Below are 14,453 nucleotides of genomic sequence, written 5' to 3' on the forward strand. Positions count from 1 at the left end.
GTTAATATGTCTAGTGTTGTGATTTACTGTCGTAGTGGTTTTGAAAACGATGCCGCTGCTGAAATAACGTTTCACGCTGCCGAACAAGGATTTGCTGGGTATGTAAAAGCAAAACCAAATACCGGTTATGTTATTTATGAATGTTTTGAAGCGCAGCACAGCGACGAAATAATCAAAAAAGTTGATTTTAAAAATATGGTGTTTGCACGCCAATGGTTTGCCGGTAACCTAATTGAAAATATGCCCGTAGAAGATAGAGTAGGCGCTATTGTAGATGCCGCAAAAGATTTTACTTTGTGTTCTGAGCTTCGTGTCGAAACACCCGATACCAACGAGGGCAAAGAGTTACTGACTTTTTGTAAAAAAATATCGACCCCGCTTAAAAAAGCCCTCGAGAAACAAAACACTGTATTGCGTGAGCCAAAAGCAAATCGCCCAGTAATGCATGTGCTGTTTTTAGCTAATAATACTGCGTATGTGGGTTACTCATATAGTTATAACAACTCTCCTTTTTTTATGGGGATCTTACGTTTACGTATGCCAAGCGATGGCCCAAGTCGTTCAACGCTTAAGTTAGATGAAGCGTTTAATGTGTTTATTCCTGAGCAACAGCGTGAGTCACGCGTACAAGCTGGGATGCGCAGCGTTGATTTAGGTGCATGCCCAGGTGGCTGGACTTATCAGTTAGTTCGCCGTGGTATGTTTGTTAGCGCGATAGATAACGGCCCAATGAACGAAAGTTTAATGGAAACGGGTCAGGTAAAGCATTTTAGAGAAGATGGTTTTAAATACCGTCCAGAAAAAAGAAACATCACTTGGTTGGTTTGCGATATGGTAGAAAAGCCGACTAAAGTGACTAACTTGATGATTGACTGGGCAGTAAATGCTTATGCAAAAGAGCTTATTTTTAATCTGAAATTACCGATGAAAAAACGCTTTGATAGTGTGTATGAATGTTTAAAAATGATCAGAGAAGAAATGGCGAAGTACGGCATAAGCTATGAACTTCAAGCTAAGCATTTATACCATGATCGTGAAGAAATAACGGTGCACTTAAATGTCACTAAAGTGCCACAGAGCTTATATAGTTAATCTATTAGCGAGTATAAAAAATGGGCCAAGTGGCCCATTTTTTATTTTAACTACGGTATTGTGGTCGGTAATTTTCAACCCATAATCGTGTGGCACCACATACCGCCACAGGCATAACAATTAAATTTACAAATGGGATAGCGGTTAGCAGCATCACGGCAAAGCCAAACCCATAAGATAACCCTTGTTTGCTTTTTAAATCATTTTTCATTTGTGTAAAGCTAATTTTGTGATTATCAAAAGCATAATCTTTATATTGCACCGCATACATCCAGCAGGTAAAAAGCACCCATAGCACTTGGCCTATTACAGGTAGTACCCACAATAAAATAAAAAAGCCGATAGCGCGTGGGAGGTAGTAGCAAAGCTTAGTCCATTCCCGGCCCAGCATTCGCGGAACATCTTTAACTAAATCAGCTAATCCGTCGTCGTTAATTTTTTGACCAGTTAAGTAAAGCTCTACCTTTTCACTTAGTAAGCCATTAAAAGGTGCGGCGATAAAGTTAGTAATAACGGTAAATAACATACTGTAACTAAACAGCACCACCAGCACAGCAATTGGCCACATTAACCATTCGAGCCAACTTAGCCATTCTGGGAGCATGGCGTTTACGGCATTAAAGCCATCACTAAGCCAGCCAAATAAAAAGAATAAGGAGCTACCAAATAATAAAATATTAATAAGTAGGGGTATAAGTACAAAGCGTTTTAGCCCTTTTTGACTAATTAACTTAAACCCTGAAAAAAAATATTCCATACCTTGTGTTATTTGCACACTAACCTCATCGATTATTACTATTTTAGCTATTATAAATAGCTTGATGATTTTAAACAGTACTTTTAAGTAACAAAGTATTTAATAAAGGGTATTTACAGATGGTATGTAAATAAATGATTTGTTGATAAGTACATTTCAAATCGCCACCTTGTATTGAATGGCAAACGCTCGTGAAATAGACGAAAATAGCATAGATGCTGATTTCAATATTATGTATAGTCAAAAGACTATAATAAATTATTATAAACAGGCCCTAAAATAGAGCGACGCATTTAGCGTTAGTGATTGTTGAGGAATATAATTTGATTGAAATAATGAGAGTCAGAAAGCTGCTTTCTCAGCAACAAAGTATATTATCGAAAATAGCACTCGGTGCGCCACTTGATGAGGTACTGGAAAATATTTGTTTATCTATTGAGGAGCTTATTGAAGACTCTTCTGCAAAGTGCTCTATATTAACGCTCAAAGGAGAGCAGCTATTTCATAGCGCGGCTCCTAATATTGCACAGGGTTATTGCCAAGCAATTAATGGTGTGAAAATAGGGCCAACTGTCGGTTCATGCGGTACTGCAGCCTATGAAAAAAAACGCATTATTGCCGCAGATATTTCAACATCGCCATTATGGGATGATTATAGAGCATTGGCGTTAAGTTATGGTTTAAGGTCATGTTGGTCTACCCCCATTATTTCAACAAAATCAGACATATTAGGCACTTTTGCAATTTATCATGACAGCGCAAAGTCACCGACACCACAAGATTTAGAATTAATAGATTTTTTTGTTGATTTCACCAGTATTGCTCTTGAAAAGCACACCGAGTCACTAAGATTAAACGCGTTGCTTTTTGAATTACAGCAAAGTAATGAAAAGTTTAAAGCCTTTACAAAAGTGCTTCCTGATCTAACCCTCATTTTGAGTGAAGAGGGGGAGTATACCAATGTTTACGGCACAGCTAATGAAAGTTTATATTTAAGCCAAGAGCACGTTATTAATCAAAATGTCAGAGATATTATGCCTCCTGAAGATGCAAATCCTATTCTGGCGGTGATTGACAAAACGTTGCAAACTAATGAAGTTCAAGTGTTTGAATATCAGCTCAATATAAAAGGTAAGCAGCTTACATTTGAAGGGCGAACAGCTCCCCTTGAAAGTTACCAGCCTAATAACCCGTCACTGAGACATGTGGTGTGGATGGCCAGAGATATCTCTAATCGCAAAGCTGCCGAAGAAGAAGTACAACGGTTAGCATTTTTCGATCCGCTCACTAACCTTCCTAATCGCAGAATGCTCAATGATAGGCTCAGTATGTATGTGGAGCGAATTAAGCAGTCTGATCATTCTGGCGCACTCTTATTTTTAGATTTAGATAATTTTAAACGCATAAATGACTCACTAGGTCATAATGCAGGCGATGAAATACTGGTTGAGTTATCACAACGATTAACAGCTATTTTGAACCCGGCAGATACCCTCGCACGAGTCGGTGGTGATGAATTTATTATTCTTATCGAGCATGTCGGTGATAGCCACATGCAAGCTAATAGTGAATCTGAGTTGATTGCTAAAAAAGTACAAAGTGTCTTTTATGAAAAATTTGAAGTGGGCGATTTAGCGTTTCAGGTCAGTTGTAGTATTGGTATTTGTTTGATTAACACGAGCAATGCCATAACCGCTAATATTTTAAAATTTGCAGATACCGCTATGTATCGCTCTAAAATGAAAGGCGGTAATAGTAGTAGCTTTTACGACCCCGCACTGCAAACCTTACTGGAAAATCAAACTGAGCTTGAAACTGACATTGTTAGGGCTATCGCGTGCGATGAGTTTTGTGCTTATTTTCAGCCACAATTAGCAATTGATGGAACCCTTGTGGGTGCTGAGGCATTAATAAGGTGGAATCATCCAACCAAAGGACTTATCCCCCCTAATGCATTTATTCCAATTGCCGAGCAATTTGGCTTAATTCAAAAGTTACAAAATATTGTATTAAGAGATATTTGTATTTTACTTGAAACACTTCGAGATAATAACTTACTCGATGACAGTTTTAGCGTATCAATTAACATTAGCCAGTGTCAGTTTAATTCTTCCACTTTAAAAGGTGAGCTATTTAAAGCAATTGAAGCGTTTGACGTCTCGCCAACTCGAATTAAATTAGAGATCACTGAATCAATGTTAGCGGGTGACTTGATGGGGACCGTTAAGCAAATGGAAGAATTAAAATCGCAGGGATTTGTGTTTTCAATTGATGACTTTGGTACGGGCTACTCGTGTTTAAAACATTTAAGCGTGTTTCCTATTGATGAGTTAAAAATTGATAAAAGCTTTATTGATAAAGTGCTCAATAGCGCATCGGGTCAAAGTATTGTGCAATCTATTATTGGCTTAGGTCATAGCTTAAATATTAACATTGTGGCCGAAGGGGTCGAAAGTGCTGAGCAACTAGCCATATTAAAGTCGATGGGCGTGAATGCAGTGCAAGGTTATTTATTTGCAAAACCATTAACGAACAGCAACTATTTAACATGGCATAAACAGCATCAATAACCCTGTATTTATCACTAACAGAGCGACAGGTTTAGTTGCCCTAATCGATAAGCCGCGTTGTTTGCGTACCCACTGCGCAGCAACGTTTAGTAACGTACCGCGCTTTTGCTAAAGCAAAAATGTATATTTTTTGTTTGTTTGATACCGTGATGTAATTTATCTTTTATTATTGTGTAACTACTACACAAATCATTCCTGAGGCATTGGTTTAGCGTTTTTAACGCGTTAAACTAGTCAGGAATTGGCAATAAGTCTACTTGTTGTGACATTACCTAGACGTGAACATGATAAGTACTTAAAACTCGCTTTTGAGTTGCTTTGTCGTTTGTTGAAACTAGGGTTTAGTGTGATGTCATGGTGTGTCGCTATGTCGGTAACTTTAAAGAACCATTAGGAGCGATAAATGAATACCACTAAAGCAACTTTAAAGTCGGGTGAAACACATTCTTCCCGAGTTAAGTTTCTGGATGGGGTTGATATACCCGTATTTTTAATTAGTGGCGGTATATTAGTTTTATTTGCCGCGCTGGCCCTTTACGACATTAAACTGATGTCTGATTGGATAAATACGGCCTTTGCCTTCTCAACCAAAATATTTGGCGCCTTTTGGCAAGTCCTACTTTTATTAACCTTTTTGATTGGCATTTTCTTAGCTATCGGCCGCACTGGCTCAGTGGTACTGGGTGGCTTAAAAACCCCTGAAATTTCTACCTTTAAGTGGATAAGTATTATTATGTGTACTTTGCTTGCTGGTGGCGGCGTATTTTGGGCCGCAGCAGAGCCAATGGCACATTTTATTTCTCCGCCACCGCTATTTGGTGGTGAAACAGGCACTAACGATGCCGCCTACAACGCACTTGCACAAAGCTTTATGCACTGGGGTTTTTTAGCCTGGGCCATTTTAGGCAGTTTGACCGGCATTGTTTATATGCATCTTCATTACGAAAAAGGCTTACCGCTTAAACCTCGTACTTTGCTTTATCCCGTATTTGGCGATCGTGTTATGAAAGGGGCGCTTGGTACAATTGTTGATGCATGTTGTGTACTCGCTGTGGTTGCTGGCACTGTAGGTCCAATTGGTTTTTTAGGCTTACAGGTGAGTTTTGGCCTAGATAAATTGTTTGGTATTTCTGACACCTACACCACACAAGTGGTTATTTTATTTAGTTTAATTGGTATTTATACACTTTCAGCGGTAAGTGGCGTTACTAAAGGTATTCAGCTGTTAAGCCGTTTTAATGTTGTTTTGGCTGTAGTACTGATGTTGTTTATATTACTGATGGGGCCCACTGCGTTTATTATTGATAGCTACATTCAATCGTTTGGCTTGTACTTAGATAACTTTATTCCTATGGCTACGTTTCGTGCCGATAAACCATGGTTAGACTGGTGGACCGTATTCTTTTGGGGCTGGTTTTTAGGTTATGGCCCTTTAATGGCGATGTTTGTTGCGCGTATATCGCGTGGCCGAACTATTCGTGAAATGATTTTACTCATCTCTGTGGTTGCGCCAGTGATCACCTGCTTTTGGTTTACCATTGTGGGTGGCTCAGGCATATTTTTTGAGTTAAATAATCCAGGTGTTATATCAGAACCTTTCGCAGGGCTTAATTTACCAGCGGCATTGTTAGCCATTACTGAGCAGTTACCCATGGGGTTTGTTGTGTCTGTATTATTCTTAGTACTGACCACTATTTTTGTGGCAACAACCGGTGATTCAATGACGTACTCGGTATCTATGGTGATGACCGGTACCGATCATCCGCAAACATCAATTCGTGTGTTTTGGGGAGTTATGATGGGGGTAATGGCTGCATTACTCATCTCAATTGGCGAGGGCGGAATTTCAGCGCTACAGTCCTTTATTGTGGTGACCGCGGTGCCAGTTTCTTTTGTGTTACTTCCGTCACTGTGGACAGCACCACAAATAGTTAAAAAAATGGCAGATGAGCAAGGGCTCTAATAGCACATAAAAAAGGCGCTCGTTAGCGCCTTTTTCTATTTTATACATCACTTAAATTTTAACAAAAAACAGCCACATTTCTTCAGGCTATATCAACTCTACCGGATTAAAATAATTCACTAACAAACAATTTAATTTGTTGATTGAGCAAGTTTGTTAATTTTCCCCAAACTATTTAATTATTTTAAAAATGAGGCCAGCTCGTCAACGTGCGTTTGAGTTTCATTTATTAAAAGTCCAATTTGTGCCGCTGCTTCGTTTGACGTTTTGGCAAGGTTACGTACTTCGTCAGCAACCACGGCAAAACCTCGTCCAGCTTCACCGGCTCTCGCAGCTTCAATGGCCGCATTAAGAGCAAGTAAATTAGTTTGATCTGCCACGGCATTAATGGTGGTGACTGTAGTTTGAATTTTCCCTAATACGGTTGACATTGATTGATGCGTTCCAGTAACTAATTTGTTTCTAGAAGAGACATTACTACCAAATACAACGTATTTAGAAACCTGACCGTTTAAATCGGTAATAGAAGAAATAATGCAATCTAGCGTTACGTCTTCATTTTGATGCGTCAATGACATCATTACTTCAGTCGGCTTGCCTTGGTTGAGTATTTGAATACGTGAAGCGTCTAAATGATCCCTTAAATTACCAAACACACTCGCTATGTTTGAGCTCTCAGATATGTTTAATTGCTTTTTGGTATACTCATTGGCAGATAGGAACTGGCCATTTTCATTAAACTCAATCACAGCCGAGTGGCTACTTATTGCATCTTTTTGGTTTATTTGTTCAAGTACTTGGCGCTTAATTTCGCGAATATCTGAACTGACGCCCACAAACCCTGTGTGCTGGCCATTATCATCAAATGTTGGGTTTACCGACAGAACAATCCAATAAGGCACACCATTTTTATCAAAATTTAGTATTTCTTCATAAAATGGTTGTTTGTTTTTGAGGTTTTTTGAAATCCGCTTAACGGTTTCTTTGTCTGTTTGTTCTCCCTGCAAGAAATTGCCTGGTTTTTTGCCTTTTACTTCTGCAAGTGTATAACCTGAAAGTACTTCAAAGCCAGGGTTAACATATTCTACTAAGCCATCTTTATTGGTAATAAGTACACTAGTACTGGTATTGCTGACCACCTTAGATAACAGTTCAAATTGCTTATAGTCTTCAACTTGTGATTGTTTTGATAATACAAATGCAGACAACAAGGTATTATTGAAGTTAAAAGTAGTGTGGGCAACATTATAATAAATATTGTCTTTTATAGATAAACACAGTGAACCGTGTTCGCTATTTAAAGCATCTTGTAAAACGTTTAGCAATTTAGTGTTTTCTTTGGGCAGTAGTGCAGCGTCGCCACTGTTCGACGTATCTAAATTATTCGCAACAAGCTTTGAGTTATCATCGAAGACTGCATAGATATCTTCACCTAAACTCAGAAGTGTTTGCCAAGCTTGCTCATCTAACACTCTCACAGGCTCAGGTTTAAATACATGAAGCGAGCATGTATCAAGCTCTTTTAATGTAAGCGGGCTAATGTGTTGGGTTAAAAACAAGTTATTTCCACAAGCAATGGTTTTGCTTGTTGGATTATAACGTTTATTTAAATAAGTTAATGTATTAGTGTCATTAGTTTGGTTAAGTGTCTTACTTAGCGATGTAAACTCGTCATTCACTGCAATAACAGTGTTGTCGTTGTTAACGATAATCGCAGCTGCTTCGTGTGTACTAACTAGCTGTTTTGCAAACGCCTGTTTTCTTTTTTTTGGGCTAAACCACATTATTTATTCCTAATTTACACTCTAATTGATTGCATTATACGCCCGTCATAGTACATCTAGGTCAAACTATTGTTTTTTATTTTGCAATAATAATTTTGTGTCGGTATTTTTTAAAAGTAATGACATAAAACATAGTTATTGTTCATTTGTTACAATGCGTTATAGTTTGCTAACAAATAAGAAAATAAATTAGAGATAACCTATGCAGTTAATAGATTTAACCCCTGATGATCCCGATGTGATTAATGTTTTTTCTGATATCGACAGACTTATTAATTCTTTATATCCAGTAGCGACAGCACAGTCATTGTCTGTTAGTCAATTGGGTCAACCCAATGTCTATGCAATAGGCTTGAAAAATGAAGAGGGGATTATTGCTTGCGGGGCGATTGTTATGCAGTTTGATACCAAGCCCTATGGCGAGATACGCCGTTTATATGTCAAACCTAGTTATCGCGGAAAAGGCTTATCGCGCCGTATTATGCAAATATTATTACACTATGCTGGCGAAGAAGAAATCCCAATCATAAAGCTAGAAACAGGGCCAAAGCAAAGACAATCAATCCATCTTTACGAGAATTTAGGGTTTGTACAATGTGCCCCTTTTGGTGAATACACAGAAAACCCGAACAGCCTATTTATGGAGCTTGCGCTCAGCTAATAATACGCTATTTACTGTTTTTCTTTATCAATTTTAATCCTCACTCGTTACGAGTAGAAATACTTGTTGGACATGAATCGCTATTTTTCTTTTAATGCGCGCAACTAGCCGGTTTGGCATTCATAAATAAAAGAGAAAGATAAATGAAAGAGACAACATCACTTGAACAAGCTCGTACGAGCTACAACGTTCGTCATTGGAGCCAAGGTTTTTTTGGTATTAATGATCAAGGTGATGTGTATGTTGCGCCCAAGGCTGATGCCCCACAGCAAACCATTGCATTAACAGACATTGCTAAGCAACTTGAAGAAAAAGGCTTAAGTTTGCCGGCGTTAGTTCGCTTTCCACAAATTTTACACCATCGCGTGCATAGCTTATGTGGTGCATTTAATACTGCTATAGAAAGTTATGGTTACCCAAAAGACTATTTATTAGTTTACCCAATTAAAGTTAACCAACAACGCGAAGTAGTTGAAGAAATTGTTGCCAGCCAAGCACAAGTAGAAAAAAAACAGCTGGGTTTAGAAGCAGGCAGCAAGCCAGAGTTATTAACCGTTTTAGCGCTGGCTGAAAAAACCAGTGCGGTGATTGTGTGTAATGGCTACAAAGATAAAGAATATGTGCGTTTAGCGTTGATTGGCGAAAAGCTGGGCCATAAAGTGTATATCGTACTTGAGAAACTGTCTGAGCTGGATATGGTACTTAGCCAAGCTAAAGAATTAAATGTAAAACCACGCATTGGTATTCGTGTGCGTTTAGCATCGCAAGGCAAAGGTAAGTGGCAAGCCAGTGGCGGAGAAAAATCTAAGTTTGGTTTATCTGCTTCTCAAGTGCTGTATGTAGTAAACCGTTTAAAAGAAACAGATCAGCTAGATTTAGTCCAACTGGTGCATTTTCACTTAGGTTCGCAAATGGCCAACATTCGTGATGTGCGCTTAGGTGTAAGCGAGGCTGCGCGTTTTTATTGTGAATTACGTAAGTTGGGTGCACACATAGAGTGTCTTGATGTAGGCGGCGGTTTAGCGGTTGATTACGACGGCACGCGCAGTCAATCACACAACTCAATGAATTACAGTTTAGCTGAATACGCAAATAATATTGTGTACACCATCGGTGATATTTGTAAGCAGTATGAACAGCCTTTCCCTACCATTATTTCAGAGTCGGGAAGAGCATTAACGGCGCATCATGCAGTGCTTATTTCCAATGTAATTGGCACCGAAACGTATACACCAGAAGAAATAGAAGCACCAGCTGACGAAGCTCCGCAGCTACTTAAAAACATGTGGACGTCATGGCAACAACTGCATGTGCTTACTGATGACCGTGCATTAATTGAAATTTTTCACGACAGCCAAGGTGATTTAGCCGAAGCGCATAGTCAGTTTGCGATGGGATTATTAGATTTAACCCAGCGTGCATGGGCAGAGCAAATCAACTTACGCGTTTGTTATGAACTCAATAAATTAATGGATAACAAAAACCGTTTTCATCGACCGATTATAGATGACCTAAATGCGCGTTTAGCGGACAAGTTTTTTGTAAATTTCTCATTGTTTCAGTCATTGCCAGACGCGTGGGGAATTGATCAAGTGTTTCCAGTATTGCCATTAAGTGGTTTAACGCAAGCACCGCAAAAGCGCGCGGTGTTATTGGATATTACTTGTGACTCAGATGGCGCTTTAGAGCATTATGTAGATGGTCAAGGTATTGAAAGTACGTTACCAGTACCTGAATACTCAGCCGATAAACCGTATTTAATGGGATTTTTCTTGGTGGGTGCCTATCAAGAGATTCTAGGCGATATGCATAACTTATTTGGTGATACGCACAGTGCTATTGTCAATATGGATGAGCAAGGTGTTGCCAGCATTACAGAAATTAACCTCGGTGATACTGTTGCTGACATGATGCGTTATGTACATTTAGATGTTGAAGGTTTTCAGCAGTCTTATGCGCAGTTAGTCAGCGCAAAAATTGCAGTAGATGAACAGCAAAGCGTCCTCGACGAATTGCAAAGCGGCCTTGACGGCTACACTTATTTAGAAGAGTTATAAGCAATGTCTAGCTTGTTTGGTCATGTTGACCACTCATTATACTCAAATGGGATGACGTTTTTACGTCGTCCTATGGTACAAAACATTAACGCCATAGACGCCGATGTAGTAGTACTAGGCTTACCGTTTGATTTAGCCACCTCTGGGCGCCCTGGTGCCCGCTTGGGGCCAGATGCAATTCGCAGAGCGTCGGTGCATTTAGCATGGGAAGATACTAAATATCCGTGGACGTTTCCTTTGTTTGAACGGCTAAAAGTAGCGGATGCTGGCGATTTTACCTATCCGGTAGGCGATCCTGAGTATTTTACTGCCCAGCTAGAAATGGCGGCAGAGCAAATACTTCGCCAAGGTAAAACATTATTAGGCTTAGGTGGCGATCATTTCGTAACGTTACCGCTATTGCGCGCACATGCAAAAATTCATGGCAAAATGGCGTTAGTGCATTTCGATGCGCACACCGATACCTATAGCAATGGATCGCGTTTTGATCACGGTACTATGTTTTATCATGCGCCAATGGAAGGGTTGATTGATGTTAATCACAGTATTCAGCTCGGCATTCGTACCGACTTTGATCAAAGCAAGCATGAGTTTGCAGTGATTGATGCTATGCAAGCCAATGATCTTCATGCGAATGATATTGCAGCGCAGATTATTGAGCGAGTGGGCGATTTACCGGTTTACTTAACCTTTGATATAGATTGTTTAGACCCTGCCTTTGCGCCAGGTACAGGTACACCAGTATGTGGTGGTTTAACTTCTGATAAAGTGCTGAAAATTTTACGTGCACTCAAAGGCATTAATATGGTGGGTATGGATGTAGTTGAAGTATCGCCTTCTTATGACCAAAGTGAGCTCACCGCCATTGCCGCAGCAACGATTGCCAGTGAATTATTGCATTTGTGGGCACTTAAGCATAAATATTAGTATGTTTTAATGCAGCTCAAAAAAGCGCCAATTTGGCGCTTTTTTGTATAAAAATAAGAGTACTATGAAAACTGCATATTGTGCTTTTTAGCATAAATAAAAAACACCGGAATTTCGATTATTACGTAAGTTAAAAAAGTAAACCAAAACCAATTAACTTCAAATAGTAACCAGCTAAATTGCACGCCCGAGTTGTAATAAAGGCGAGATGCAATTAATAGCGTAATGCCTGTTGCAAATAAATCTTGTACCGATACCTTTTTAAAGCTGCTGCCTGCAAAGCGCGGATAAATAAACCCGTAGCCAAGCGTTATCATAATGATGACTAATAACAATAAATTCAGTTCAGGGGTCATAGTGGTTTATATTGCCTCGCATATTCTATTCGCTCTTGAGAGCTTGGGTGCGTTGATAAATACTTTAACCAAGTATCATCAAGGGTCGCCTCTTGTGCTTTTAAATTATTTTCCAGTGCTTCAATTGCATCAGCAAAATCGTGGTTAGAATATCCTAATTTTAAAAGATTTTTAATAGCATATTCATCGGCCTCTTGTTCCATATCTCGTGAAAACGCTTGTTGTAAAAAAGATGAACCAGAGCCAAGCACGACCTCTAATATTCCTTCTAAATCACCAAAAATAACTGCAAATACAACGGTGCTCGCTGCAGCTTGTGCTGCAAGGCGAATGCTGTGATGGTGCTGAACATGACCAATTTCATGAAGTAAAATAGCACGCAGGGCATCAGGTTCATTCTTTAATAGCTCAACAAGTTCGTCAGTCACAACAACCCGCCCATTAGGAAGAGCAAACGCATTAGCTGAAAAATAATCTGACTGATAAAAAGAGAGTCTAAATTTTGCACTGTCTAAATTGAGTGAGTTAAGCATTAAACGCCATTGCTGCTGTATTTCTGATTGCTTATTAGTAGAAAGTTGAGAAGGTTCTAATGCGACTTTTTCTATCACACTGAGTGTTTGCTCTCCCATCGTTTCAATTGTCGAGGCAGGTGCTAAGTTAACGCTATATACGGCTACTGATGGTATTAAGCGGTATAAAATTAACCAAAGCAATAGGGGAATTAGCAGCACGGATGCAACAATAAGAATCTTATTTTTTTCTAAGCGTTCACTTAGTCCATGCTTTTTAAGCGCGAATGGCCATCTAAATTCTACATCTTGAGGAACAAATCGCCCACCATCAGCAAAATTTAACTCTGATGCCATGCCCGGTAACGGACTATCAAGTTGGCAATCGTCTAAAGTTGATGAAAGTAACGTCGTATTCTCAGAGTCAACAAGCGTTATTTGCTCATGGGAAAGGTGTGCGTAGCTTTTAATATATTGGCTGCTATTAGGGTAATAATAACAGCCAAAAATAGGATAATTACTCATTAGGTGAGTGAAATATCAATATCAAACACATTAGCAGCTTCTTCAGCAAATGATGACTGCTCATTTTGTGCAACATCAATCAACGAAAGCGCACCGCTATAAATAGTGACTTCAGTAACCGATGCTAACAGCTTTGCTCTGCGTATTTTAGCCCAAGGGTAGGCAAGTCCTAAGGTAAACATAATTGCCAATACATTGGTAAATAGTAAGATGGCATAGTCAATGGCTTTTAAGTTCGAATCAAAGGTAGCGACTTCTGAAAATTCACTGTTATTAAAAATATGATTTCTAATAAGCGAATGATAAACAGCGCCTACCAGTGTTAAAAACGCAACATACAACACAGCAATTAATAGCGGCACTACAATTGTCGAAAGGCTAAAGTTTTGTGTGTTTAAGTTATCGATAGTTAAGGCACTTGCACCAGCAAAGAAGCCAAAAATAACTAAGCCACCTATTGCAACTCCTAGGGTAATAAGTGCTGCGATATAATAGCGTTCGCCCTGAAGATTTACTGTAAGTGGTTTATTTCCATAGCTGATGTTTTCATGCATATATTGATCAATTCGCTTTAATACATACGGCAGCAATAGGTGTAATGTGAATACACTTGCAATAGGCAATAAAACAAAGTTAATAAATGCATCGCCGTAATTACCTGAAAAGGCAAAGCGCACATTACGATGGCGAGTCATACGCATATTAAAACGCAGACCTTGGTTGATGATCCACGGCAATAAAAATAAAAAGCCAATAGCAAATAAAAGGCCTATCGCCGGTGCGAGGCTGCTAAGTAAGGTGTAAATTAAAAATGCGATGACCGCTAAAATGCGCCCTTTTAAAATTTGTATCGGGGTCGCTAGATAGTCAAAGTTATGGCCGTCGATACGCGTATGACCGTAAAAATAACGGTAGGTGCGTACTTTTGCCCATGCAGAGTAAATTCCGAGAGTAATAATACTAAGTAGTATATTAACACTCCATATGCCAAAAAATTCGCCGGCTTTGCCGCTAAATTGTACTTTACCGCTAAAAATAGCAGGGGGTGTTTGATTTGACTCAGATGAAGTTGGGTGTACTGGTTCCATTTCAAAAATATATCCATGTTGTTTTTTGTAAATTTACCTTTTTTAGATAAAAAAAACAATCTTTATAATTAGCTAGCTGATTGTAAGTAGGCTATTTTTATTGCTTTTACTGTTTATGGGGCTGCACTTTAAGTCACCTCTGGTATACTGTGCAGATAATT

11 protein-coding genes are annotated in these 14,453 nt (G+C 39.1%); 6 read left to right on the top strand and 5 right to left on the bottom strand.

Translation table 11 applies throughout. From position 1 onward, the window contains the following. Nucleotides 1-6: 6 nt before the first annotated feature. Nucleotides 7-1,092 (top strand): 23S rRNA (cytidine(2498)-2'-O)-methyltransferase RlmM, encoded by a 1,086-nt coding sequence (gene rlmM / locus A9479_RS05905; RefSeq protein WP_028834960.1) that lies wholly within the window; start codon nt 7-9, stop codon nt 1,090-1,092. 46 nt (nt 1,093-1,138) lie between these two features. Here rlmM and cysZ read toward each other — a convergent pair whose 3' ends face one another. After that, nucleotides 1,139-1,867, bottom strand: coding sequence for a sulfate transporter CysZ (cysZ, locus tag A9479_RS05910; RefSeq protein WP_033103808.1), 729 nt, complete (start codon nt 1,865-1,867; stop codon nt 1,139-1,141). 305 nt (nt 1,868-2,172) lie between these two features. Here cysZ and A9479_RS05915 point away from each other — a divergent pair, with 305 nt between their 5' ends. After that, complete coding sequence (locus A9479_RS05915) at nt 2,173-4,419, top strand: bifunctional diguanylate cyclase/phosphodiesterase (protein WP_064662923.1); 2,247 nt, start codon at nt 2,173-2,175, stop codon at nt 4,417-4,419. Nucleotides 4,420-4,822: 403 nt separating this feature from the next. After that, a complete protein-coding gene (locus A9479_RS05920; RefSeq protein WP_064662924.1) occupies nt 4,823-6,382 on the top strand; it encodes a BCCT family transporter in 1,560 nt (519 codons plus the stop codon). 179 nt (nt 6,383-6,561) lie between these two features. Here A9479_RS05920 and A9479_RS05925 read toward each other — a convergent pair whose 3' ends face one another. After that, nucleotides 6,562-8,166 carry a methyl-accepting chemotaxis protein gene (locus A9479_RS05925; protein WP_064662925.1) on the bottom strand — a complete coding sequence of 535 codons (1,605 nt, stop codon included), beginning with the start codon at nt 8,164-8,166 and terminating at the stop codon, nt 6,562-6,564. A gap of 202 nt (nt 8,167-8,368) precedes the next feature. Here A9479_RS05925 and A9479_RS05930 point away from each other — a divergent pair, with 202 nt between their 5' ends. The 3 genes from A9479_RS05930 to speB all read left to right on the top strand — a co-directional run bounded on the left by A9479_RS05930 (nt 8,369) and on the right by speB (nt 11,811). Next, a complete protein-coding gene (locus tag A9479_RS05930; protein ID WP_064662926.1) occupies nt 8,369-8,827 on the top strand; it encodes a GNAT family N-acetyltransferase in 459 nt (152 codons plus the stop codon). Between the two features lie 143 nt (nt 8,828-8,970). Next, entirely contained in the window at nt 8,971-10,884 is a 1,914-nt protein-coding gene (speA, locus tag A9479_RS05935) for a biosynthetic arginine decarboxylase (protein WP_013465311.1), read from the top strand. 3 nt (nt 10,885-10,887) lie between these two features. Then, entirely contained in the window at nt 10,888-11,811 is a 924-nt protein-coding gene (gene speB, locus A9479_RS05940) for an agmatinase (RefSeq protein ID WP_013465310.1), read from the top strand. A 62-nt stretch (nt 11,812-11,873) separates the two neighbouring features. Here the strand turns inward: speB and A9479_RS05945 are convergent, their stop codons facing one another. The 3 genes from A9479_RS05945 to A9479_RS05955 are packed head-to-tail and all read right to left on the bottom strand — an operon-like array spanning nt 11,874 to nt 14,292. Further along, a complete protein-coding gene (locus A9479_RS05945; RefSeq protein WP_013465309.1) occupies nt 11,874-12,167 on the bottom strand; it encodes a hypothetical protein in 294 nt (97 codons plus the stop codon). After that, entirely contained in the window at nt 12,164-13,204 is a 1,041-nt protein-coding gene (locus A9479_RS05950) for a M48 family metallopeptidase (RefSeq protein ID WP_064662927.1), read from the bottom strand. Before A9479_RS05950 ends, A9479_RS05945 begins: the two co-directional genes overlap by 4 nt. Beyond that, a complete protein-coding gene (locus tag A9479_RS05955; RefSeq protein ID WP_064662928.1) occupies nt 13,204-14,292 on the bottom strand; it encodes a YjgN family protein in 1,089 nt (362 codons plus the stop codon). The genes A9479_RS05950 and A9479_RS05955 overlap by 1 nt, the downstream gene beginning before the upstream one ends. Nucleotides 14,293-14,453: the final 161 nt, after the last annotated feature.

The organism is Pseudoalteromonas sp. MQS005 (assembly GCF_001661605.1).
Lineage (GTDB): Bacteria > Pseudomonadota > Gammaproteobacteria > Enterobacterales > Alteromonadaceae > Pseudoalteromonas > Pseudoalteromonas tetraodonis.